Origin of the sequence: Edaphobacter sp. 12200R-103, assembly GCF_010093025.1 — a bacterium.
Lineage (GTDB): Bacteria > Acidobacteriota > Terriglobia > Terriglobales > Acidobacteriaceae > Edaphobacter.
On sequence record NZ_CP048114.1, the window covers coordinates 73,619 to 97,758 of the forward strand.

Sequence of the window (24,140 nt, forward strand, 5' to 3'; positions counted from 1 at the left end):
TAATGCCCGTGAAGAAGAAGACGGACAGCAGCGAGATATTGAAGGGGACTTTGGACATGATGATTCTTCGGACGTTGATTCACGGCGATGCGCATGGTCATACGATTGCCAAGGTCATCGAGCGAAGTTCGGAGGATGTGTTGGAGATTGAGCAGGGGTCGCTCTATCCGGCGCTGCACCGTATGGAGGATCGAGGATGGATCTCGTCGTACTGGGGGGCAAGTGAGAACAATCGCAAGGCCAGGTTTTACCAGTTGACCGCGGGCGGAAGAAAACAACTGACCGCGGAAAGCAGACGTTGGCAGAAGATGACCCGTGCGATTGCGTTGGTAATGGGGGAATCTCCCGCACAGGAGAGTGGTGAATGATGAGCTGGCGTCGATTCTTTCGCCGAAAGCACCGCGATGCAGAGCTGCAGCAAGAGGTCAAGGTTCATATAGAAGAAGAGATTGCGGAGAACCTTGAACGGGGAATGTCTGCTGCGGAGAGCCGACGCCAAGCTTATCTGAAGTTCGGCAATGTTCAGAGGATGCGTGAAGAGGTCTGGCGAAAGAACAGCTTCGTCGAGATGCAGAGTCTGCTGCGCGATCTAAAGGATGTACTCCGAAGGCTTAAGCATGCACCGACGGCTGTACTTACGGTCACGGTGTCTCTGGGGTTGGGGATTGCATCGAACGCCGTCATCTTTTCGGGATTGAACAAGCTGGTGTTGCAGAAGCCTCCGGTTGGCGATCCGGCGTCGCTGGTCGAGGTATTTTCCACGACGCTGCATGGACAAAAAACGCAAACCACTGCATTGCCTGTCTATGAAGCCGTGCGTTCGCAGGCGAAGTCCTTTTCGGGAGTCGCGGCTTATGACGTCCTCATGCAAGGAACCCTGGCGGGAGAAGGTGAGCCGGAGCGGGTGTGGGGGCAGAGCACGACGACGAACTTCTTCGACGTCGCACAACTGCCGATGCGACTAGGGAGAGGGTTTACGCGCCACGAGGAATACTCTCCGGTCATTGTGTTGAGCTATGGGCTTTGGCGGCAGTCCTTCCATGGAGATGAGGAGATCGTGGGAAAGACGATGGCGCTCTCTGGAAGGACGTTTACCGTCGTGGGTGTGACGATGCCTGGATTCCACGGTATGAATCGAATCGTCGATGCAAAATTCTGGGTTCCACTGGCCCAGCAGAGAGAATTGTCTCCAGACTCCCTTCATGATCCGACGATCCATAGCCTGAATGTGATTGCGCGGATCAAGCCGGAGGTGAGTCATGCTGACGCTGCTGCCGAGCTGAATACGGTAGCGAACCGGATTGCTGCGAGCGACGCGAAGTTATATCCGGGGCTTGGTTTTGTGATGGAAGATGCAGGATCGCTGCCGGGGCCTGCTGTCCAGAAGATCAAGATACTGCTGGCTGCCCTTACGGCGGTGGCGTTGCTGGTGCTGTGCATTGCAGGCTCGAACGTGACGAACTTGTTATTGGCGCGAGCGATGGCACGGCATCGGGAGATGGCGGTTCGGATTGCGCTAGGCGCGACGAGATGGCAACTGATACGGCCGATGTTGATGGAGAGCGCGTTGCTGGCCGTGGGAGGAGGTGTGTTTGGTATCGCAATAACCATGGTGGGACTCCGCGCGCTACAGGGATTTCATATCCCGTCACCGGTACCGATCGACATGAGCCTCAATGTAAATTGGAGAGTCACACTGTATGCCTTTCTTCTTAGCGTGGGCGTCGGCCTTTTGTGTGGGATCGGACCGGCGTTCGCTGCGACGCGCCCTGTAGTACCGAATGCTTTGAAAGGTGAAAGCACTCTGGAGAGGCCGGGTAGACAGTGGAACCTGCGCAATGTGCTGGTGGTTGTGCAGATCTCTGCCTGCCTTGTGTTGCTGTGTACGACCGGACTCTATCTCCATAACCTGGCGGACGCGTCAGACGTGGATCCGGGCTTTCGGACACACGGCATCTTCATGATTGCCATCGATCCGGTACATAACGGATATAAGGCCGAAGAAGTGCCAGTATTGCTACGGCGTGCGCGAGAACGCATTACTGCATTGTCAGGTGTCGTTTCAGCTTCATGGACGGATACGGTTCCACTTTCTATGACGGGTGCCGGTGACTCTTTCCATCCTGCAGGAAAAGCTGCTGATGAACAGCGGGACCTTCGTTCGTATGTTTTTAGCGTTAGCCCTGGTTACTTCGACACTATGGGAACCGCGCTGATTGCGGGCAAAGATCTCAACCGTGTCGATCCAAACATGTCAAAACAGGCAGTCGTGAATGAGATGTTCGCGAAGAAGATGTTTGGAACACGCAATGCCTTGGGAGAGCGGGTGTCGGGGCGGGGGGCGACGTATGAGATTGTCGGCGTCGTGAAGAACACCAAAAGCGCCTTTATGCTTGAAGAGGACCGCCCCATCATTTACACCGGGTTGGAACAGAACATCGGCTTGAACAATGCTTCGCCACCTATGGGGTATTCGTTGATGGTGCATTACGAGGGAAGTATGGCGGAGTTGGCGGCAGCGATGCGGAAGGAGATCCATGCCATCGATCCGAAGCTGGCGGTCTTCAATGAGAAGGAGATGAAGGAGCACATTAACGATGCGTTGATCATTCCTCGAGCAGAGTCTGCCGTCTTCGGGACGTTTGGTCTTGCAGGATTGCTGCTGGCTGCCGTGGGGCTGTATGGCCTGATGAGCTACTCAGTACAGCGGAGAACCCACGAAATAGGGGTACGGCTGGCACTGGGAGCTACACGCGGAGGAGTGCAGGCGCTGGTGATGAAGCAAGGCATGACACTCGTTGGAATTGCTGCAGTGATTGGAGCTCCTCTGGCGCTGGCTGCGTCGAAGATTGCGTCGAAGCTGCAGTATGGGATATCGGCCTATGATGCGGTGACTTTTACCTGCGTGCCGGTCTTCCTGGCAGCGGTGGCGCTGGTGGCTTGCTGTATTCCGGCAGTGCGCGCGGCGGCGATTGAACCGCAGACAGCTTTGCGGCATGAGTAATCAGATCAATTCATCTTGGCCTTGCCGAGAGTTCTTATGGATTAATTACTACGATCAAAGTATGACCTGCCTTGGCGCTTACATCGCAGCCCGTGGATGACCAGAGTTATCGGACGATAACATTTATCGTTCTTTTGCGGTATAATCAATTCATGCACCGCTCCTCAACGGATTTTCGTAAGCTCTGCGTTGACCACGGCATCGCCGTGACGCATCAGCGGCAGGTGCTGTTTGAGGTGATGCGGGGGATGGAAGGGCATCCCAGCCCAGAAGAGGTCTATGCCCGGGTGAAGAAGAAGGTTCCGGCGATCTCGCTGGCGACCGTTTATAAGAACATTCATCTCTTTGTGGAGAGCGGCATCTTTCGCAAGATGAGCGTGCATCACGGCTCAGTCCGCGTGGAGATGAATAACGAGGAGCATCACCATATGGTCTGCTCCCGATGTAAAGCGATTACCGATATTGGGGAAAAGGAGCTGGGGCTGGCGCCAAAGCGGCGTCGGCTGGCCGATGGCTTCCTGGTAGAGCGATACGCAGTCGATGTTATCGGACTGTGTGCTAGGTGCCAGGAGGGCCAGATGTAGTTCCCAGTTCCGACACCGCGAATGGGCATGGCCAGGATGGTGGCTGTGCCGTGGAAGAGCGACAAAGACGCCAGGGTTGGAAACCGATACTCCGACAGAGACGATCTCTCGGAATAGCAGCCTTGTTGTCTCTTTTTACGAGCGATCTAAAAGGGATATGTAGCCATAAGTGCATATAAATGAGTGACTTACATATTTTATAACCGATGATGGAATTGCCAGAATATGGCGTTCGGCCTTGTATCGCGATTTCGATGACGCGGACCGAAAAGATTTCATCACCACTACCCTGAGAGGAGTACCGTACATGCTGCAAATTGGAGAAAAATTCCCTGACTTCGAGTTGACTGCCACTGTTTCGACGGAGAAGGACGAGTCGAAGGCCTTCAAGACGATCACGGGCGATACGTATGGAGGGAAGTGGAAGCTCTACTTCTTCTGGCCGAAGGACTTTACCTTTGTCTGTCCGACCGAGATTGCAGCTTTCGGAAAGCTGAATGGCGAGTTCGCGGATCGTGACTGCCAGATCCTTGGCGCGAGCACGGACAACGAATATGTGCACGCGGCGTGGCGTACGCATCACGCTGACCTGAAGGATCTGCCGTTCCCCATGTTGTCCGATATCAAGCGCGAGCTCTCCGGCCAGCTCGGAATCCTGGATGAGAAGGCAGGCGTGGCGCAGCGCGCGACGTTCCTGGTGGACCCGGACAACGTGATCCGCTTCATCTATGTGACGGATCTTTCCGTCGGGCGCAACCCGCAGGAGGTTCTGCGTGTGCTGGATGCCCTGCAGACCGATGAGCTGTGCCCCTGCAACTGGCAGAAGGGCGAAGCCACCCTGGCCTAATTTCATTACTGCTGGACGACGGCGCCGACGCATCAGCGTCTGCGCCGTTTTTACCGAAGAAGGAGAAAAAGAATGACGATGGAAGATCTGATTGGCGGACTGCCGGCCTACGCGAAGGATATGAAGCTGAACTACTCTTCGCTGGTCAAGCAGAACACGGAGCTTACGGCCCAGCAGCTGTGGGGAAGCGTGGTGGCCGCGGCCATCGCGACTCGCAACCCGGAGCTGACCGCGGCGGCGATTGCAGAGGCTGAAGCTGCCGGATTGAGTCCTCAGGTTCTGGAGGCGGTCAAGGCTGCTGCCGCCATTATGGGGATGAACAACATCTACTATCGTTTTCATCACCTGACCTCGAACGAAAAGTATGCGACGCTTCCCGCACGGCTTCGTATGAATGCTCTGCGAGGACACAGTGTCGATGCAGTGGATTTCGAACTGTGGTGCCTGGTGGTCAGCGCCGTGAATGCCTGCGGAAAGTGCGTGGATTCGCATGAGCATGTGTTGCGGGAAAAAGGCGCGACCGAGGAGCTGATCAACGCTGCGATTCGCGTGACGGCGGTGATCCACGCGATCGGCGTGGTGCTGGACTCGGAGAAGGCTGCACCGACCCCTGCTCTGGCGATTGCGTAAGAATAAATTGATTTGCAATAAGAAAGGCGCGGATTGTCTCCGCGCCTTTCTTATTGCAAGGTTAGGGTTTGGCCTCAGGCGGATTCAATTTCGGGTTCTGCCTCTGGTTCCACTGCGGCTTGAACTCCGAGTCGGCAAGCCATCGGATGGGCCCGGCCATGGATGCGATAGCGCTGGTCATGTGGTTGAAGTCGATCGTCCGGATCTCGTCCGAGGTCTTGTGATAGTCGTGATGGAGTCCGAAGCTGGAGACGGTGTGGGCGATGATTCCCTGGCGCGCGAGGGCATAGTTGTCCGAGCGCTGAAAGAAGAGCTGGTCGGGATGAGGATCGTTGACCAGATGCGCTCCGTGACGGGCGAGTTCAGGGCCAAGATCGGACCGGGTATATCCGGTCAGCCATAACGTGCCGGGAGGGACAGCAGGATCGGGACGTCCAATCATCTCGAACTCCAGGTTGGCGACGATCTGTGAGAGTGGCACAGGAGGATGATCAAGAAAGGCATGGTTCCCAAAACCGCCAATCTCCTCTGACCCGAAGAGCGCAAAGACAATCGTCCGCTTCGGGCGCTTTCCCGTTGCCAGCATGTGGGCCAGCGTCAGTACGGCCGTGGTTCCGGAGGCGTCGTCGTCGGCTCCGTTATAGATGACATCGCCTTTGCCTTCGGCTGCAACGCCAAGATGATCGAGGTGCGCCGTCAGCAGGATCGTCTCGCCCGGTATTGACGAGCCGCGAAGAATTCCAATGGCATTCCAGGTCTCCGTCCGCTGCGTGTTCTCAAAGCGGGAGAGATATTTTTGAAGCTGCGGAGGCAGGGCTGCGGGCACAGGTGCTTTCTGGATGTAGCTGCCATGATCTCCCCCAGGCTCGAGTCCGAGGGCCTGAAACTGCGACGCAGCAAACAAGGCAGCGATGTGTTCGTCTCGCGTAGCCGAACCGCGTCCGCGCAGCGCGTCGGAGGCGAGAAAGTCCATGTCGGCATGAACTTCCCGTTCCAGCGATGGGGGAAGAGGTGCTTTTTTCGACGGAGAAGAGTCGAAGGAATGAGCTGTTCCCGGCCACGCAATTACAAAAAAGCATAGAAACACTGACAGAAATCGCCAGGAACTGCATCGTTGTGCTGACATGCCGGCGATTATAGATGAGGGTATGGTTGAAGCAGGCGGCATGAGGACAGGCAAGATACGGATGATGCGGGCGATGCGGAACTGGGCGATGGTCAGAGGATTGCTTCTGACTGTAGGTGTGATGCTGACCGGCTGCGGCGGCTTCTTCGTTCCCCCGGATAATAGCGGAGGCGGGGGTGGTGGAGGAGGCGGTGGAACCACCACCGCACGCGTTTACGTCGCCAATGGCGCAACGGGAACGGTTTCAGGCTACTCCATCGGAGCTGCAAAGCTGACGGAGGTTCCGAATTCGCCGGTGACGCTGGGGTTTGCCCCGGTTGCTGCTGTCGTTTCCCCCAATAATGCCTTTCTGTATATCGCTGGCCCCGCATCCATCAGCGTGTATGCCATCAACTCTGACGGCTCCTTGACGGCACAGAACAACGGTGTGGTGATTTCAGTGGCGTCGATTGATATTTCCCCGGATGGAAAGTGGCTGTTCGGGCTGGACCTGATCCGGAACACGGTAGATCAGTTTCAGATTGACTCGTCCTCGGGAGGTCTGACGCCACTGACAACTGTTCCATACGATTCGTTGACAGGAAATATCACTCCGCAGATGTTAAAGGTGTCTCCAGCGGGGAATTTGATCTTCTGTGCGCTGGGAAATGGAGGCGAACGCGTCTTTACCTTCGACCCCTCAAGCGGTACGCTGGCCTACGCCAACCAGGCTATACAACTGAATGCTTCGGGCACCAGCGACAACGCACTCGCGATCGACAGTACGGCATCGTATCTGTATGTCGCACGGAGCGGCACCAATGGAGGCATGGCTGTTTACTCAATTGGGGCAGGCGGCGTTTTGAACTCCGTTGCGGGATCACCTTTCGCGGCCGGAAACCGTCCCTTTTCTATCGTGCTGGATAAAACAGGCAAGTATCTGTACGTTGCCAATCGCACTGATAGTACGATCTCGGCTTATTCGATCGGGACAGGCTCCGCTCTGACTGCAGTATCAGGCTCTCCCTTTGGTGGCGGTCAGCAGGTGATCTCGTTGGGGGTAGACCCTGGGGGAACTTACCTGCTGGCGGGCGCTAATGGGGGAGGCCCGGATCTGGCAATGTACGGCTTCGATGCAACAACTCCCGGGAAGCTAAACCTGACGACGAGCGTGGCTACCGATACAGATCCGGCCGGCGTGGTTGCAATCGCAGTCACCCATTAGCAAAGGGGGTGCTTCAGCCGGTAACAGTCGCCACTTTTGGCGGCTGCTGCGGAGCAGCTCGATACTATGGAAGAGGTTTCCTTGCGGGGCGTTGGGAGTTTTCGAATCATCACATATCTTTTCTCCAGGACCGGTGAGCGTTACGCCTCTGCGTGGCTTCGATACCTGGCTCTGAGTGTCTGCCTTTCGATCTGTCTGAGTGGTTGCTCCAGGCTGCGCCCCAAGCCCGCAGCCGAGTACGTTTACGTCACCTCCAAGCAGACCTACCTTCGCGATCGTGTCGCTGCGGTCTCAAATCGCACGGCTACCGTGCAGAACGGGGACAAGCTGCAGGTCCTCGAGAAGAGCCGTCGCTTTCTTCGAGTCAGAACGGAGAAGGGCGAGGAGGGCTGGCTGGATGATCGCGCCATTGCCACCCAGCAGGTCTATGACGAGTTCGAAGCGCTGAAGGGAGAACACGGCAAAGACCCGGTGGTAGCGACCGGAGTGGTGCGTGACGACGTGTATCTCCATACGAAGCCTGGCAGGGAGACGGACCGGCTCTTCCGGCTGATGGAAGGCGACAAGCTGAAGCTGCTGCGGCGCGCCAGCGTTGCAAAGCCTGTACCGTCCGGTCAGCGTCTCGCTCGCCCTTCGACCGTGCAAAAAGCTGCTTCGGATACTGCGGAGCAAGGACCTCCTCCGCCTGCGATGGAAGACTGGTGGTTGGTCGAGGACCCGAAGGGGAGGACCGGTTGGCTCTACGGCCGTATGATGGATGTGGATGTTCCCGATGCGATTATGCGGTACTCCGAGGGCCAGCGCGTGGTCGGCGCCTACGTGCTCACCAGGGTCAATGATCCCGAGGCGCCCCAGGAGGACAAGGATGTTCCGGTCTACGTGACCGTGCTGAGCCCGTATACAGCGGGTCTGCCGTACGACTTCAATCAGGTCCGGGTCTTCATCTGGAACGTGAAGAAGCATCGCTACGAGACGGGCTTCCGTGAGCGAAATATCGAAGGCTATCTGCCGGTAAAGGTTACAAGGGAGAAGGATCCGTACGGAAAGGCCCCCGCCTCCATGACCGAGGCGCCGACCTTCAGCTATCGAGTGCTTGCCGCTGACGCTCCCCCGGTTATTCCTGACCCTGTGACCGGTATTGCCACTCCTACAAAGACGAACCTGAAGACCTACCGGCTGGAAGGGAATCTGGTACGTCGCGTGATCGCGCCTGATACGACACCTCCAGAGGACGCTCATCCGGAGCCTGTGAAGGAAAAGAAGAAGACCGCCAGGGCCTCCGTTTCGCGGCGCAGGCATCGACGTTGAAACAGGCCTGACCGGAGAGCTCGAACCCGTGATGCAGGATTCGAACTCAGGCGTAGAAGGCGCGGATGGCTGCGACCACAGTCTCCTGCTCGTCGGGACGAAGTTCAGAAAACATTGGCAGGGCGAGGACCTCCTCAGCCGCCTTTTCGCTGATAGGGAAGTCCCCGGCACGGTAGCCGAGTTGCGTCAGGCTGGTCTGCAGGTGCAGGGGCAGGGGATAGTAGATCTCGCTTCCGATCTGCCGCTCGGTCAGATACTGGCGAAGAGCATCCCGGCGTGGCACACGGATGACGTACTGGTGAAAGACATGCGTGGCCCGCAGATCGGTGTAAGGCAGCACGATGCCTTCCTGTGTGGTGAGCCCGGCAAGTCCGGCACGGATAAAAAGCTCGTCGTAATGATTGGCAATCTGCCTCCGTTGTTCGTTCCATCGTGGAAGATGACGCAGCTTGACCTCGAGCACGGCCGCCTGCAGGGAGTCCAGTCGCGAGTTCCAGCCGATTTCATCGTGGTAGTAGCGGCGCCGCATTCCATGGGAGCGCAGCATTCTGATGCGTTCAGCCAGTTGCTCCGACCCGGTGGTGACCAGGCCGGCCTCACCAAAGGCGCTGAGATTTTTTGTGGGATAGAAGCTGAATGCGGCCAGATCTCCGAGGCTGCCGGCAGGCTGCCCGTTCCAGGCGGCCCCGAAGGCCTGCGCGGCATCTTCGATCAAAATCAGACCATATCGCTGCTGGAGGTGGCGGAAGGCGTCCCAGTCGGCGCATTGTCCGTAGAGGTGGACCGGAAGCACTGCTTTGATCTTTGTGTCCGGCAGGGACCGGATCGCCTCTTCGACGGCGTCGGCGGAGAGATTGAAGGTGCGCGGGTCGATGTCGGCCAGAATCGCCCGGCCGCCGCAATGCACGATGGAACTGACAGATGCAAAGAAGCTGAAGGGAGTCGTGATAACGGTATCGCCCGCCCCTACCCCCGCAGCGGCCAGGCTAAGCCAGAGCGCATCGGTGCCACTGCCACAGCCGATGGCGTGCGGTACCTGGCAGGCGCGAGCCGCAGCCTTTTCAAAGGAGTCGACCGCCGGCCCAAGGATGAACTTCTGAGAATCGCAGACCTCTTCAATGGCAGAGAGGACTTCGTTGCGAATGGAAGCGTATTGCCGGGCGAAGTCCAGCATGGGAACGGGTTGAAGAGTTTGCGGGGCCACCCCTTGATGGTAATTCGTTATTCTTCAGCGGAAGAGTCCTCCCGGGGTTTTGCTGCGTCTAAAGCTATGGACACCTCGGTTCGGAATCTTCCGTAAGTTGAAAATTGCGGAAGATGCTCGTATCGTGGAACCTCTTGGCTTCGTTCTCAGGGGGACGTTAACTGCGTTTCACTGAAGGGCTTGAAGTTTGGCGGGATCTTTAAAATCTTTTTGGAAATTTACAGCTAAGGAGATCGGCACCATGGAATCAAAGCCGGCACAGAATATTCAGGATACTTTTCTCAACACTGTCCGCAAGGACAAGAGCCCGATCACAATCTATCTTGTGAGTGGCGTTAAATTGACTGGAAAGATCCGCTCATTCGATAAGTACTCGGTTCTGCTGGAGAACAACAGCCAGGAACAGTTGATCTTCAAGCATGCGATCTCTACCGTCGTCAGCGGGCGTATGGGCGGAGGCCATGGAGAACCGAAGAGCGATTTCCGGACGTCCTCTTCCTCACCGCAGCCGGTCTCCCCGGGGAGTTCTGCTGCTTCTCCGTCGTCGAATGTTGCTGAGGTCGCAGGCGCCTCGTCAACGCGTTAAGATCTTCCTGCTGATGGTCCTCAGGGATGTTCACTAGAACTTCATGAGGTCCCCGATGACTCTTGTGAATACGTCGAATTCGGGCGCTGCCGATCCTGCCCACTTCCGAAAGCAACGGATAGGGTCGGCAGCGCCGTTCCACAACCAAAGTAGCCCGGAACGGGCCGTTCTCGTCGCGGTCGCCTTTACGAACTCCCGGCGGCGATTGACGGCGACGGTCAGCCAGGCGCGCAAGGCTGCGGCAGTTCAGGCCGAGGCAGAATCGTCGCGAGGATCGCTTTCCGCAGACAGATCCATCCTTGAGAATGCAAGATCAAGCTCCGAAGGTGCGGAGCTCGACTTCGACGCTTCTCTCGCGGAGTTTCAGGAGCTGACCCGAAGCGCGGGCGCCGAGATAGCGGCGACTGTCGTTCAACATCGTGCCCGGCCTGATCCGGCTACCCTGGTCGGACAGGGTAAGCTCGACGAGATCGCCGGAATCGTGGCTTCGGTCAACGCCGATCTCGTTCTCTTCGACCATGATCTGACCCCTTCGCAGATGCGAAATCTCGAGGCTCGGCTCGACACCAGGGTAATCGATCGCACCCAGTTGATTTTGGACATCTTTGCCCGTCATGCCCGGACGAGAGAGGGGCAGCTGCAGGTGGAACTGGCGCAGCTGGAATATCAGCTCCCCCGCCTGGCAGGAAGGGGCAAAAGCATGAGCCAGCTGGGCGGCGGAATCGGTACTCGCGGTCCTGGTGAGACGCAGCTGGAGACGGACCGCCGCAAGATCGGCCTCCGCATCCATCATGTGAAGCAGCAGCTGGAGTCGGTCAGACGCATCCGCCGGCAGCAGCGCCAGCGACGCGAGGCCGTTCCGGTTCCGGTCGTGGCTCTCGTGGGTTACACCAACGCCGGAAAGAGCACGCTGTTCAATGCACTAACGGAAGCCGGTGTCCTCGAGTCTTCGAGGATGTTCGCTACGCTCGACCCAAAGCTGAAACAGCTGCAACTTCCCTCCCGCCGCAAGATCCTTCTCTCGGACACAGTGGGCTTTATACGGAACCTTCCCCATACCCTGGTGACCAGCTTTCGGGCCACATTGGAAGAGGTGGAGCGGGCGGAGCTGCTGCTGCATGTCCGCGATGTCTCAAGCCCCATGCTGGACGAACAGAAGATTGAGGTAGAAAAGGTGCTGGCAGAGCTGGAGGTAACCGGGAAACCTGTGATCGAGGTCATGAATAAGGCCGACCTGCTGCCCACCGGAGAGACCGCGATGCCTCCGCAAGAAGGGCGGGTATGGGTCTCGGCGCTGACCGGACAGGGGCTCGATGATCTCCTGAAAGCGATTGATGAGAGTCTGGTGATCGATCCGGTCATCGAAAGCACCTTCTGCCTGCCGCAATCGGAGGGGAGCGTCCTGGCTGCTCTTGAGGGAGGGGCAGTCCTGCGCGGAAAACAGTTTGAGGGCAATGATGTTCTGTTGACGGCAAAAGGGCCGGCATCCCTGCTGAACCGGTATAGGCGCTTTCGCGTGAATCAGCCTTCGTGAAATCGAAGAAGGAGCAGATTCAGGCTCCTTAACTAGCATAGGCCGCCTGACGGGGAGCGGAGGTGGTGTCCCCTGCCACGCGACCTATGTGACCCAGAAAATAGGGTCCGGGTGGTAAGTCGATTCTACGATTTTCAGCAGGGAAGAGCAAAGGGAATTCCAGGGCGGAAGGTCGATTCGATGATCGCACAGTAGTTCGTTTACCGATTTATTCCAGATTGACACTACTGCAAATGCTTTGCTAAAAGTAGATGTACCGCAATCTGCACAACAGGCCCAAACCTGTAACGCTTCGAAGTATTTATGCTTGTCTGAACGGCTTATCTCAAGAAGACTCTCGGAGCGATCGCAGTCGAAATCCCTACATGGATCAGATACTCAAAGAACTCGGTGGACTTGTGCTCGGCTCTGTGCCGACGATGGTTCTCTTCATCCTTTTGGTGATCGCATATGGGCTGCTGGTTCGCCGGCCGCTCGATCGCATCCTGGCTGAGCGTCACGCCCGCACCGCTGGAGCAATGGAGCAGGCAAGGGGCGCAATTGCTGCTGCTGAAGCCGAGACGGGCGCCTACGAAGAGAAGCTTCGCAAGGCGAAGGCCGAGCTCTTTGAGGCTCGTGAACGCCGCCTGAAGCAGTGGGCCGCAGAGCGCGAGTCTGCGCTTGAGCAGGTTCGCCAGTCGTCTCAGCAGCGTGTTGCCTCGGCCCGGCAGGGAATTGAGCAGAGCGTGACGGAGGCTAAGTCTCAAATTGAGATCGCAAGCTCCGACCTCGGTGCGCGCATCCTTTCGGCCGTACTCCCTGCCAGCGTTGCAGCCGCGGAGGTTGCACGATGAAGGCGCTCCGGTTTAGCAAGACCCTGATCCCTGCTGCTGTTCTCGCTCTGTTGTTGGCAAGCGGGGCCCCCCGCCTGCATGGGCAGGAGGCTGCGCCTGTAGCTGCCGCTCAAAGTGGAAGTGAAGCGGTGCCGGCGACTCATGAGACTGAGAAGCAGGAAGAGCATAGCGACGAAGAGGCGTTTCGCCACTCCGCCGCGGTGAAGGCGCTGGGTGCAAAGTTCGGCCTCGATGCCGAGCAGGCAGCCACGGCGTTCAGCGTGGTTAACTTTGCAGTTCTGGCGCTGGCAGTTCTCTGGTTCCTCTTCAAGTCGCTCCCAAAGGTGTTTCGCAATCGCAACACGGCGCTCGAGAAGCATCTGGTGGAGGCTCGCGCTGCAAGCGCAGAAGCAAGCAGCCGCCTGGGAAGCGTAGAGGCGCGGTTGAGCAAGCTGGATGAGCAGATCGCCTCCATGCGCGCGCAGGCAGAGAAGGATGCTCAGCTTGAGGAGCAGCGGATGAAGGCCTCCGTGGAAGAAGAGAAGCAGAAGATTCTCGAGGCGGCAGAGCAGGAGATCTCCGCGGCGACGTCGCAGGCGAGACGGCAGATTCAGCAGTATGCAGCCGATCTGGCGATCGATCAGGCAGCCAAGAAGCTGGTGGTTTCGGCAGAGACCGATCGCATCCTGGTGCAGGAGTTCGCCCGTCGTCTGGGAGCTGATGTGGAAGGAGGGCGCAACTGATGTCCGTAATTGCACTCCGTTACGCTCACGCCTTCGCTTCGGTTGTGGCATCCCAGAAGCTCGACAGGGCTGCGGTTCAGCAGCAGCTCAACGACTTTCGCGGAACCTTTCAGGGCAGCCGGGAGTTGCGCGAAGTTCTCGCCGATCCGGCGATTCCGAGAGAGCAGAAGCTAAAGGTGCTTGACGCGATTGCTCCAAAGATTGGTATGGCTCCTCAGGTCCGGAATTTCATCGCCGTCGTCATGGATCATGACCGGATGGCAGACCTGGGAGAGATCCTCGACGAGTACTTTGTCGTCGCTGACGAAGATGCCGGTTTATCTGAGGCCGAGATCGTCAGCGCACGTGAACTCAACGATGAGGATCGGGCGCAGCTGGAGTCCCAGGTGGCTAAGCTGGCCGGCGGCAGTATTCGGGCGACTTATCGGCAGGACCCATCGCTGTTGGGCGGTGCGGTAGTGCGGATCGGATCGACGGTGTACGACGGCTCTATCCGGGCGCAGCTGGAACGGTTGAAGCAGCGGCTGGTAAGCGCGCAGTGAGCTGGAACGCATTTCTGAAAAGATATTGATACGAGGCGAGTAGAAGGAAGACATGGCACAGATCAATGCAGGTGAGATAACCGAGCTGCTTCGCCAGCAGATCGAAAACTATGAGCAGAAGGTCCAGATCGACGAGGTGGGAACCATCATCTCGCTGGGCGACGGAATTGCGCGTGTCCACGGCCTGGACAAGGTTATGGCCGGTGAGCTGATCGATTTTCCGCATGGTATTGCCGGTCTCGCGATGAACCTCGACGAAGACCAGGTCGGAGCCGTGCTTCTGGGCGACTACACGGAGCTGAAGGAAGGCGACCAGGTCAAGCGCACCGGACGCATCATGTCGGTTCCCGTGGGCGAAGCCATGATTGGCCGTGTGGTCAACGCTCTCGGCCAGCCGATCGATGACAAGGGTCCGATCAACGCGACCGAATACAATCCGGTCGAGCGTCTGGCCCCCGGCGTTATCGCCCGTCAGTCGGTTCGTGAGCCGATGGCGACGGGGATCAAGGCGATCGACACGATGATCCCGATCGGCCGTGGTCAACGCGAGCTGCTGATCGGCGACCGTCAGACGGGTAAGACCGCCATTGCGCTCGACACCATCATCAACTCGGCCAAGAACAACCTCATCTGCATCTACTGCGCGATCGGTCAGAAGCGCTCGTCGGTGGCCCAGGTGGTTCAGACGCTCGAAGAGAATGGCGCCATGCCGTACACCATCGTTGTTGCGGCCACGGCCTCCGAGCCCGCTCCGATGCAGTACCTGGCTCCGTTTGCCGCGACCGCCATCGGCGAGTACTTCCGCGATAACGGGAAGCACGCCCTGGTCATCTACGACGATCTTTCGAAGCACGCTGCTTCGTACCGTGAGATATCTCTGCTGCTGCGTCGTCCTCCGGGACGTGAGGCGTATCCGGGCGACGTCTTCTATCTGCACTCGCGTCTGCTCGAGCGCTCCTCGAAGCTGTCGGATGAGCTTGGCGGAGGTTCGCTCACTGCGCTCCCCATCATCGAGACGCAGGCCGGCGACGTTTCGGCCTACATCCCGACGAACGTCATCTCGATCACCGATGGTCAGATCTTCCTTGAGACCGATCTGTTCAACTCCGGCGTTCGTCCTGCCGTCAACGTCGGTCTTTCGGTATCCCGCGTAGGTTTTGCCGCGGCGGTGAAGGCGACCAAGCAGGTAGGCTCCACCCTGAAGCTGGACCTCGCCCAGTATCGCGAGCTTGCGGCCTTCGCGCAGTTCGGGTCCGACCTGGATCCGGTCACGCAGCGCCAGTTGAACCGCGGCCAGCGCTTAACCGAGCTGCTCAAGCAGCCGCAGTTCCAGCCGCTTCCGTTCGAAAAGCAGGTTGCCATCATCTTTGCCGGCGTCAACGGTCTGCTGGACGATGTCGCCGTGGCTGATCTTCGCGCCTTCGAGGATGGCCTCTATCCCTACCTGGAATCGTCGAGCGGTGGCAATGTGCTCTCCGATATCGCGACGAAAAAGGCGATCGACGACGACATCAAGAGCCGCCTGACCCAGGCGATCAATGACTATAAGGCCACTTTCCTGGCGCAGCGCAAGGAGAAAGAGACGGCTAAGGCCAAGTAGACCATGGCAAACGTACTCGATCTACGGCGTCGTATCCGCAGCGTGAAGAACACGCGGCAGATCACCAAGGCCATGAAGATGGTCTCGGCGGCTAAGCTGCGCCGCGCACAGGAGCGTGCCCTGCAGGCGCGTCCTTACGCGCAGATGATCTCCAGCGTTCTGGAATCACTGGTGCGCCGCTCCGATCTCTACAGCAACGAGACCGGCGATATTCGCCATCCCCTGCTGGTGGAGCGCGAAGAGAAGAATGTTCTTGTCGTCGTCATTGCTGGAGACAAGGGATTCGCGGGCGCATTCAACTCCAATATCACCAAGGCGGCTCATGCCTTTATCAACGATCGTCGCCTCAAGGGCCAGAACATCGATATTGAGCCCGTCGGACGCAAGGCTCGTGATCTGGTAGGGAAGAGATTCCCCCCCGCTGTCTACGAGAAGAAGGAAGAGCACTACGACAACGACCTCGCGACGCACTATGAAGTCATCCGTCATCGTGCCGCTCCGGTTGAGACGACAGGCGATCACCCGACTCTCCTGAATAAAGTAGATATCCATCAGGTCGGCGGCCTCGCCCACTCCATTATCGAGCGATATACGCGGGCTGAAATTGATTCGGTTTACATCGTCTACAACGAGTTCAAGTCCGTGATCGCGCAGCGTGTCGTGGTTGAGAAGCTGCTGCCGATCCGCAAGCTCGGCTCGCCTGAGATCACTGTGGCCGAGGAGATGACCGAGGAGCAGAAGGAAGCGGCTGGGCATGCGGCGATCAGTGCCGGTATCAGTCTCACCGTTCCTGAGGAATCGGCGGTCGAGTCGGAAGCCAGGAAATTCGGCACCGCTGAAGTCGATTACATCTTCGACCAGGCGCCGGAGACGCTCTTCCGGCACCTCATGCCGAAGTACGTTACGACGCAGATCTTTCATGCCCTGCTGGAGTCTTCGGCTGCCGAACATGCGGCCCGTATGACGGCAATGGATTCGGCGACCAACAACGCCGGTGACATGATCGACGCACTTTCGCTTGAGATGAACCGGGTGCGGCAGGCAGCGATTACAAAGGAAATTATTGAGATTGTGAGCGGAGCGGCCGCTCTGTAGGCAAACGGCGCCCGCGGAAGAGAAAGAGACCTATGGCAGAGAATATTGGAAAAGTCATATCGATCAGCGGCCCTGCCGTTGACATTCAATTCGAAGAGGCAACGATGCCGGCCATCTACCAGGCCGTGCGCATCGTCAGCGAAGGCTTTGATGTCCCCGAGCCCAAGGACGTAGTCGTCGAGGTGCAGCAGCACCTGGGTGAAGGGCGTGTTCGCTGCATCGCCATGACCGCCACCGAGGGTCTGGTACGCGGCATGAAGGCGATCGATACCGGCGGACCTATCACGGTTCCTGTGGGTCGTGAGACCTTGGGTCGCGTTCTGAATGTTCTGGGTGAGCCCGTGGACGAGCTTGGCCCTGTCAACGCCAAGAAGTATCTCCCCATCCATCGCCAGGCCCCTGCGTTCGATGAGCAGTCGACCTCGGAAGAGATGTTCGAGACCGGTATCAAGGTCATCGACCTGATCCAGCCCTTCTTGAAGGGCGGTAAGATCGGTCTCTTCGGCGGCGCCGGCGTCGGCAAGACCGTCGTCATTCAGGAGTTGATCAACAACGTCGCCTCCAAGCACGGCGGATTCTCGGTGTTCGCCGGCGTGGGTGAGCGTACCCGCGAGGGAAATGACCTCTGGCACGAGTTCCAGGAGTCGGGCGTTATCGATCCCAGGGATTACACGAAGTCCAAAGCCGCGCTGATCTATGGCCAGATGACCGAGCCGCCGGGAGCACGTCTTCGCGTGGCGCTGACTGGTCTGACGGTTGCGGAGAACTTCCGTGACGAAGAAGGCGCGGACACGCTGCTCTTCATCGACAACATCTTTCGCTTCACCCAGGCAGGTTCCGAGGTTTCCACGCTGCTCGGCCGTATGCCTTCCGCAGTAGGCTATCAGCCCAACCTGGCGACCGAGATGGGCCAGCTGCAGGAGCGCATCACTTCGACCAAGAAGGGATCCGTAACGTCGGTGCAGGCTGTGTACGTTCCTGCCGACGACCTTACTGACCCGGCTCCGGCGACGACCTTCGCTCACCTCGACGCCACCACCGTGCTCTCCCGTCCGCTCTCGGAGCTGGGAATCTATCCGGCTGTCGATCCGCTCGCTTCGACCTCGCGTATTCTCTCCCCCCGTGTTGTCGGCCAGGAGCACTACGACGTGGCCCAGGGCGTGAAGAAGATCCTGCAGCGCTACAAGGATCTGCAGGATATCATCGCCATCCTCGGTATGGACGAACTCTCCGAAGAGGACCAGTTGACCGTCAAGCGCGCGCGCAAGGTGCAGCGATTCCTCTCGCAGCCCTTCCACGTCGCCGAGATCTTCACCGGTATCCCCGGAGCGTACGTCAAGATCGAAGACACCATTCGCTCCTTCAAGGAGATCATCGAAGGCAAGCACGATGACATTCCGGAGCAGGCCTTCTACCTGAAGGGCGGCATCGAGGATGTGCTCGCCGCAGCCGAGAAGATGAAGGCAACGGCTTAGTTCTACGGGCTCCGCCTGTTCCTGCAGGCGGAGCTTCGGAACCATATTGAGTGAAATCTTTGGAAGCACAGAGTTAGACGCCTATGGCAGATACAAATCAATCCGGTCTCCTTACTGTCCGCCTGGTGACGTCGGATCGCGTTCTGGTGGACACGACGGCTGAGGCGGTTGAGTTGCCATCCATGTCGGGATACCTTGAAGCGCTGTACGGTCACGCTCCCCTGCTGGCGGAGTTGGGTGCAGGCGAGGTTCGTCTGCATGGCGGCCAGTCAGGCAACCAGACCTTCTTCGTCGCATGGGGCTTTGTGGAGGTCCTTCCCGAGCGCGTCACCATTCTGGCCGAGAATGCACTTCACCCCGAAGAGATCAACGTCGAAGCTGCCCGTGCAGAGCTGGCCGAAGGTGAAAAGCTATGGAACGAGGCTGGTGACGACGGAGAGAAGTACGACGAGGCAAACGCTATCGCCCGTCAGGCCGAAGAAAAGATCGTCTCTGCTCAAGGCCAACGCTCCTAAGCAGGAAAATTCTTGGAAATAGAAAAGCCACCCCAGCGGGTGGCTTTTCTATTGTTATCTCTATCGAGACGCGGCAGCTTTACGCCGGGGCGAGGCTGGCTTCTCCGTTGCAGCAGAAGGCGGGGCTGCCGCTGCGGCTGCTTCTGCCTGTTGCCGAAGGGAGTGAAGAACCACGCGAAGCATCTCCTCCTCTGGAGCAGGTTTGCCGGTCCATATTTCGAACTGGCGCGCACCCTGCTGAACAAACATCTCAACACCGGTAATGAAGGGAATGCCTTGTTGACGGGCGAGCCGAATCAGCGGAGTCTCCAGCGGATTGTAGACCAGGTCGAAGACCAGCTTCGTGTTCAGGTCCTTCACATCGAGTACAGAGGAGGTCTTCTGGCCTGCCATCCCGACCGGGGTCGCATTGATCACGACATCGAAAGTCGTCTTTGCAAACGCCTCTTTCTTGACCGTCTTTGAGCCCGACTGCCGGGCCAGCTTCTGGGCTGTCTCAGGCGTGCGGTTGAAGATGAAGACATCGGCTCCTTTGTCGCGCAGCCCGAAGACGGCGGCCCTTGCGGCTCCGCCTGCTCCCAGGACCAGAACCCTGGCTCCACGTAGAGACATCCTCTTCTCCAGCGGGCCAACGATTCCGGCGACGTCCGTATTAAACCCGTAGAGCTTTCCATCCTGTGCCCGCAGGACCGTGTTGCAGGCGCCGATCTTGGCCGAGAGAGGATCGGTCTTCTCGAGGTGCGCCATGATCTCCTGCTTGTGCGGCATCGTGACGCTCAGGCCCTGGATGGGGATCTCCCGCACCAGGTTGATCAGGTCGCTTACCTTTGCCGTCTGCAGGGCCAGATAGACTGCGTTGACCGTCTCGCGGCGGAACGCCGTATTCATCATGATCGGAGACAGCGAACTTCTGATTGGGTTTCCCGCAACTCCATAGACCTTGGTTGCAGCGTCCACCTGGTCGATCCGATAGGTCTCAATAAGAGTACGAGCGGCAATCTGGCCGGGGCCGGTCTCCTCTCCCTGGGTCGCTGCGGCAAAGGTGAAAGCCGAGCCGGCACGAAGTCCAAGGACGCGCGAGATAATTCCGGCGTCTCCCATGCAGATGCCGATGATATTCGCCTTCTCGTGCATCCGCTCCATAAAGCGCATCAGGGTGACGTTGTCTGAGAGGGTCTTTGCCGTGGGGACGATCTTGTAGAAGTCCGGCTGAAATGGAGCGATGCGCTCATAGACCTTATCCAGATCTTTTGTCGAGCTGAAATCGTGATGGCTGATGATCAGAGCGACCCCGGTGTCGCGAAGCTTCTGCAACTCGCCCTTCTTCAGGGCCTCGGCGGATTCCAGTTCCAGATCGACCAGTTGAAAACCCGCTGCGGCAGCCTTGGATAGAACTTCCATTTCGGCCGCAAGAGAGCCGGTAAATTTGCCGCCGTTGGCTTCCCGTCGACAGGTGGCAATAGCGGTGGCCGCTGTATTGTCGCCAAGAAACTGCTTCAGCTTCGGCAGGGCGTTGGCGGGTTTTTCGAGGTAATCGAGTCTAAACTCGAGAAAAGGGGTCTCTCTGACGACAGCTGTCGCCTTTTCGATCATTTCGGCGGCTGTCGTGCCAATAATGGCAACGCAAATCTTACTGATGCGTGTACGCAAAAGTTGTGTGGCTGCAGTGGAACTGGGCACGTTGGCTCTCATGTCTACAATCGCGGTATCTTACAGACCCCTGAGTGCGGATGCAAATCATATTGAAAGAAAAGATAGTTAGTACTCTGAGGCGGTCCAAAGGAGACCCTACAGAGGAAGACGATGGGAAAGAGGAAACGTTATCGGCACTTCAACTTTTAGAATGAGTCAATTATGACAGAAGCGCGGCTTGTGACAATCCCGGAATGGAGACAGTTTTCGTGGTTGCACCACGGATTTAGCACCCGTCTGGGTGGCGTGTCGGACGTATACGGCGGTACGTCTCTCAATCTGGGCTGGACTAAAGAAGACGCTCCCGAGGCAGTCCGGCAGAACCGCAGGCTGTTGGTGGAGTCGGTTACAGGCAAACCACCGTCCGACGCCATACTGGTTACGGTCCGTCAGGTCCATTCCAATACGATCCATCGAGTAGAAGCCCCCGGCCGGCGGCTGGAGACAGCAGAAGGAAAGGCCGTCCTGGAAGGCGATGGCCTGATTACAGATGAGCGCGGGATGCTGCTGGGGGCGGGGACTGCCGATTGTGTCCCGGTCCTTCTGGCAGACCCGGTGCACAGGGCGGTGGGAGCGTTCCATGCAGGATGGCGCGGAACGGCTGCCCGCATCGTCGAGAGGGGCGTCGAAAGGATGCGGAAAGAGTTCGGGACGCGGCCTGAGGAGCTTCTGGCTGCCATCGGGCCGAGCATCGGCGTGTGCTGCTATACGATCGGGCAGGATGTTCGGGAGCAGTTCGCAGAGCAGTTTACCTACAGCGACGAACTCTTCCGGCTGCTGGCGCCTGAAGGCGGGCAGGCCAGGTTCAGGGTCGACCTGTGGGAGGCGAATCGGAGGCAGCTGCTGGATGCCGGATTGCAAGCCAGGAAGATCTCGGTGGTGGGAGAGTGTACCGCCTGTACCATCGAACCCTCAGGGGAGCCACGCTATTTTTCGCATCGGGCGCAGGCGGGCAGAACAGGCCGGATGTTGAATGTTATTGGAATTCGATAATCAGACTGGATTTGAGACCATTTGGTTTCTGATTCATCTAAGTTGGAGTGCAGGCAATGAGCAAAGGCGACGAGACACGGCAGAAGATCATCGCGGCGGCTGCTCCTCTCTTTAACAAGCAAGGGTACGCGGGCTGCGTCATCAAGGACATCATGGCGGCGACTGGCCTCGAGAAGGGCGGTATCTATCGTCACTTTGAAAGCAAGGAAGAGATTGCGGCTGAGGCCTTTGACTATGCCTGGATGGTGGCCTCCGCAACACGGCAACAAGGGCTCGATGATATTCCCAATCACGTGGATCGTCTGAAGCAGCACATCTCGAGATTCGTGACGCGTTCGAGCATTCCGGGTGGCTGCCCTCTGCTCAACACCGGTGTGGACTCCGATAACGGCAACCCGATCCTGAGGGAGCGTGTCCGAAATGCGCTCAAAGGATGGCAGAAGATGCTGCGATTAATCCTGGTGGAGGGGATTGAAGCCGGGACGGTGCGAGGGGATGTTGATCCCGAGAAGGTCTCAAGAGTCATCATCTCAGGGCTGGAAGGCGGAATGCTTGTAAGCCGTATTGAGAAGAACGATGAAGCCCTTCGAGACGCCATGGATTACCTGGACAGCTATCTGGAGACCAACGTGCGCGCTCCGCAGCACTGAGGGAAAGAAGAGATACTGGCCGATATCAACCCTGCGTAGCTGTTTTCCGGACAATTTCAGAATCCTGCATCGTTCCGGCCTCATCAGAGATTACAGCTCTCGAAAGAGACTGATTGGTCGCAAAAGGCAGAGAGGACGTGAATGGGCGCTGTTCTGGTACTTCCAGAGAAGCAGGCGACGGGGAAGGCGAAGGCTCCTGTAAATCCGTGGGTGATAGCACTGACGGTAACTCTGGCTACCTTTATGGAGTTGCTGGATACCTCCATCGCCAATGTATCCCTGCCTCATATAGCAGGGGGTCTGGGGCGAAGCTTCGATGAAGTTACCTGGATCCTGACGACATACCTGGTGGCGAATGCGGTCGTTCTGCCCATGAGCGCATGGCTGAGCCGTGTCTTCGGGCGAAAGAACTACTACATGGCCTGTGTCGCGCTGTTTACCATTACCTCTTTCTTCTGCGGGATTGCGCCAAGCCTCGGCATCATGCTTTTGAGCCGTGTGCTGCAGGGGATCGGCGGCGGCGGCCTGGCTCCAGTGGAGCAGGCCATTCTGGTGGATACCTTTCCTCCGGCGAAGCGGGCGTCCGCATTCGCGCTCTATACCGTGGCGATTGTGACGGCTCCGGCGATTGGCCCGGTTCTCGGCGGCTGGATCACGGATAACTACAACTGGCGATGGGTATTTCTGATCAACATTCCCATAGGGCTTTTGTCGCTCTACCTGACCAACCGCTTCGTAAGCGATCCGCCTGCTTTCAAGGAGGAGCGTGAGAGCGCACGCCGCGGCGGCCAGCTGCGAATCGATGGAGTGGGAATTAGCCTGATTGCGCTGGGGTCGGCGGCGCTGGAGATCATGCTTGACCGCGGTCAGATCGATGACTGGTTCGGCAGCAGCTTTATCTGCTGGCTGTTTGCCATAGCGATCGTCTGCTGGTCGCTGGCGATCTACTGGGAGCTGAAGATCGACGATCCGATTCTTGAGCTGCGGTTGCTGCGGTATCCGAATTTTGCCATCGCCTCGGTCTTCTACCTGATCTTCGGTTTTGGACTCTTCGCGACGACGACAATGATTCCGCAGATTCTGCAGTCACTGTATGGTTATCGCGCCATCGATGCAGGTCTCGTGCTTGGGCCGGGAGCTTTTGTAATTACACTGCTTGCCCCAGTGGGGGCGCAGCTGGTGCAGCGGGGAATCGTGCAGTCGCGAACTTTGCTTACCTTTAGCCTGGTTACGGTCTCCGCATCTATGATCTATTACAGCGGTCTCACGCTGCAGACGGACTACCGGCACTATGCGCTCGCCCGAGGCTTGCAGGGACTCGGTTATGCCTTCTTTTTTGTTCCGTTGAGTGTCGTTGCTTACTCTCAGTTGAAGCCGAATGAAAACAACCGCGCTTCCAGCCTTACGAATCTCTTCCGCAACTGGGGTGGGAGTTTCGGCATCTCCTTTGCTACGACTCTGAGTGAGCGTCGTCAGGACTTTCACCAGTCGGTGATGTCAGCCAATCTGTCTGGCTCGAGTGCATGGCTGCAGGATTCTGTCGCACGTACGACGAATTATCTGGCCAGTCATGGGTACTCGCACGCGGATGCGGCCAGAGCTGCGTACCTGCGTTCCTACAACCAGATGATTGCACAGACGAGTCTTCTGGGATTCATGGATGTCTTTCGCGCCATCGGCTGGGTGACGCTGGCTGTGACGCCACTGCTCTTCTTCCTTCAGAAGTTCAAGGTTTCAGGAAAGCCCTCCGGCGGGCATTGAGATGGACAGAGTATCGTCATATGCCTGAACTCGGATCGTGATTGCCTTAACAAGGCATTGGCCATTGCATAGGACATGACGTTTGCTTCGGGATACGCTCTGAAGCGCCATGAAGTGTCATCCTTCGACTACGCGCTGGTGCGCTCGCTCAGGATGACACTCCGAAAGGCTTTGGAAGAAACCGGTGCAGCGATTGTTTATTCAAAGCCTTAGATCTATTTGCAAATATCCCTTA

At 57.8% G+C, this 24,140-nt stretch carries 22 protein-coding genes; 19 read left to right on the top strand and 3 right to left on the bottom strand.

Annotated features, from left to right (window positions below; translation table 11 throughout):
* Positions 1-2: 2 nt before the first annotated feature.
* The 5 genes from GWR55_RS00410 to GWR55_RS00430 all read left to right on the top strand — a co-directional run bounded on the left by GWR55_RS00410 (position 3) and on the right by GWR55_RS00430 (position 5,065).
* Positions 3-368 carry a PadR family transcriptional regulator gene (locus GWR55_RS00410; protein WP_162400494.1) on the top strand — a complete coding sequence of 122 codons (366 nt, stop codon included), beginning with the start codon at positions 3-5 and terminating at the stop codon, positions 366-368.
* A complete protein-coding gene (locus tag GWR55_RS00415) occupies positions 365-3,004 on the top strand; it encodes an ABC transporter permease (protein ID WP_162400495.1) in 2,640 nt (879 codons plus the stop codon). Before GWR55_RS00410 ends, GWR55_RS00415 begins: the two co-directional genes overlap by 4 nt.
* A gap of 152 nt (positions 3,005-3,156) precedes the next feature.
* Entirely contained in the window at positions 3,157-3,588 is a 432-nt protein-coding gene (locus GWR55_RS00420; RefSeq protein WP_162400496.1) for a Fur family transcriptional regulator, read from the top strand.
* 307 nt (positions 3,589-3,895) lie between these two features.
* Positions 3,896-4,435, top strand: coding sequence for a peroxiredoxin (locus GWR55_RS00425; RefSeq protein ID WP_162400497.1), 540 nt, complete (start codon positions 3,896-3,898; stop codon positions 4,433-4,435).
* A gap of 72 nt (positions 4,436-4,507) precedes the next feature.
* Positions 4,508-5,065 (top strand): carboxymuconolactone decarboxylase family protein, encoded by a 558-nt coding sequence (locus GWR55_RS00430; protein WP_162400498.1) that lies wholly within the window; start codon positions 4,508-4,510, stop codon positions 5,063-5,065.
* 61 nt (positions 5,066-5,126) lie between these two features.
* On the opposite strand, the gene GWR55_RS00435 is transcribed toward GWR55_RS00430, so the two are convergent.
* A complete protein-coding gene (locus GWR55_RS00435; RefSeq protein WP_162400499.1) occupies positions 5,127-6,038 on the bottom strand; it encodes a M28 family peptidase in 912 nt (303 codons plus the stop codon).
* A gap of 151 nt (positions 6,039-6,189) precedes the next feature.
* Between GWR55_RS00435 and GWR55_RS00440 the strand changes: the two genes are divergently transcribed.
* Both GWR55_RS00440 and GWR55_RS00445 read left to right on the top strand, forming a co-directional pair.
* Positions 6,190-7,395, top strand: coding sequence for a beta-propeller fold lactonase family protein (locus tag GWR55_RS00440; protein ID WP_162400500.1), 1,206 nt, complete (start codon positions 6,190-6,192; stop codon positions 7,393-7,395).
* Positions 7,396-7,461: 66 nt separating this feature from the next.
* A complete protein-coding gene (locus GWR55_RS00445; RefSeq protein WP_238398543.1) occupies positions 7,462-8,703 on the top strand; it encodes an SH3 domain-containing protein in 1,242 nt (413 codons plus the stop codon).
* Positions 8,704-8,749: 46 nt separating this feature from the next.
* On the opposite strand, the gene GWR55_RS00450 is transcribed toward GWR55_RS00445, so the two are convergent.
* Positions 8,750-9,907: a DegT/DnrJ/EryC1/StrS family aminotransferase gene (locus GWR55_RS00450; RefSeq protein ID WP_370521257.1), complete on the bottom strand. Its 1,158-nt coding sequence runs from the start codon at positions 9,905-9,907 to the stop codon at positions 8,750-8,752.
* A 241-nt stretch (positions 9,908-10,148) separates the two neighbouring features.
* Between GWR55_RS00450 and hfq the strand changes: the two genes are divergently transcribed.
* The 9 genes from hfq (at position 10,149) to atpC (ending at position 18,809) form a co-directional block, all read left to right on the top strand.
* Positions 10,149-10,493 carry an RNA chaperone Hfq gene (gene hfq / locus GWR55_RS19160; RefSeq protein WP_162400501.1) on the top strand — a complete coding sequence of 115 codons (345 nt, stop codon included), beginning with the start codon at positions 10,149-10,151 and terminating at the stop codon, positions 10,491-10,493.
* A gap of 55 nt (positions 10,494-10,548) precedes the next feature.
* Positions 10,549-12,027, top strand: coding sequence for a GTPase HflX (hflX, locus tag GWR55_RS00460; protein ID WP_162400502.1), 1,479 nt, complete (start codon positions 10,549-10,551; stop codon positions 12,025-12,027).
* A gap of 365 nt (positions 12,028-12,392) precedes the next feature.
* Positions 12,393-12,860, top strand: coding sequence for an ATP synthase F0 subunit B (locus GWR55_RS00465; RefSeq protein WP_162400503.1), 468 nt, complete (start codon positions 12,393-12,395; stop codon positions 12,858-12,860).
* Positions 12,857-13,582 (top strand): ATP synthase F0 subunit B, encoded by a 726-nt coding sequence (locus tag GWR55_RS00470; RefSeq protein ID WP_162400504.1) that lies wholly within the window; start codon positions 12,857-12,859, stop codon positions 13,580-13,582. Before GWR55_RS00465 ends, GWR55_RS00470 begins: the two co-directional genes overlap by 4 nt.
* The gene (gene atpH / locus GWR55_RS00475; protein ID WP_162400505.1) at positions 13,582-14,124 is read left to right on the top strand and encodes an ATP synthase F1 subunit delta; all 543 of its coding nucleotides are present in this window, start codon (positions 13,582-13,584) and stop codon (positions 14,122-14,124) included. Before GWR55_RS00470 ends, atpH begins: the two co-directional genes overlap by 1 nt.
* 52 nt (positions 14,125-14,176) lie before the next feature.
* On the top strand, positions 14,177-15,724 hold the full coding sequence (atpA, locus tag GWR55_RS00480) for a F0F1 ATP synthase subunit alpha (RefSeq protein ID WP_162400506.1): 1,548 nt from the start codon (positions 14,177-14,179) through the stop codon (positions 15,722-15,724).
* A 3-nt stretch (positions 15,725-15,727) separates the two neighbouring features.
* Entirely contained in the window at positions 15,728-16,819 is a 1,092-nt protein-coding gene (locus GWR55_RS00485; RefSeq protein WP_162400507.1) for a F0F1 ATP synthase subunit gamma, read from the top strand.
* A gap of 32 nt (positions 16,820-16,851) precedes the next feature.
* Positions 16,852-18,294, top strand: coding sequence for a F0F1 ATP synthase subunit beta (gene atpD / locus GWR55_RS00490; RefSeq protein ID WP_162400508.1), 1,443 nt, complete (start codon positions 16,852-16,854; stop codon positions 18,292-18,294).
* 83 nt (positions 18,295-18,377) lie between these two features.
* Positions 18,378-18,809, top strand: coding sequence for an ATP synthase F1 subunit epsilon (gene atpC, locus GWR55_RS00495; RefSeq protein WP_162400509.1), 432 nt, complete (start codon positions 18,378-18,380; stop codon positions 18,807-18,809).
* Between the two features lie 60 nt (positions 18,810-18,869).
* Here atpC and aroE read toward each other — a convergent pair whose 3' ends face one another.
* Positions 18,870-20,489, bottom strand: coding sequence for a shikimate dehydrogenase (gene aroE, locus GWR55_RS00500; RefSeq protein WP_238398544.1), 1,620 nt, complete (start codon positions 20,487-20,489; stop codon positions 18,870-18,872).
* A 174-nt stretch (positions 20,490-20,663) separates the two neighbouring features.
* Between aroE and pgeF the strand changes: the two genes are divergently transcribed.
* From pgeF to GWR55_RS00515, 3 genes are all read left to right on the top strand, one after another.
* Entirely contained in the window at positions 20,664-21,494 is an 831-nt protein-coding gene (pgeF, locus tag GWR55_RS00505) for a peptidoglycan editing factor PgeF (RefSeq protein WP_162400511.1), read from the top strand.
* A 56-nt stretch (positions 21,495-21,550) separates the two neighbouring features.
* Positions 21,551-22,144, top strand: a complete 594-nt coding sequence (locus GWR55_RS00510; protein ID WP_162400512.1) for a TetR/AcrR family transcriptional regulator — start codon at positions 21,551-21,553, stop codon at positions 22,142-22,144.
* A gap of 141 nt (positions 22,145-22,285) precedes the next feature.
* On the top strand, positions 22,286-23,905 hold the full coding sequence (locus GWR55_RS00515; RefSeq protein ID WP_162400513.1) for a DHA2 family efflux MFS transporter permease subunit: 1,620 nt from the start codon (positions 22,286-22,288) through the stop codon (positions 23,903-23,905).
* Positions 23,906-24,140 lie beyond the last annotated feature (235 nt).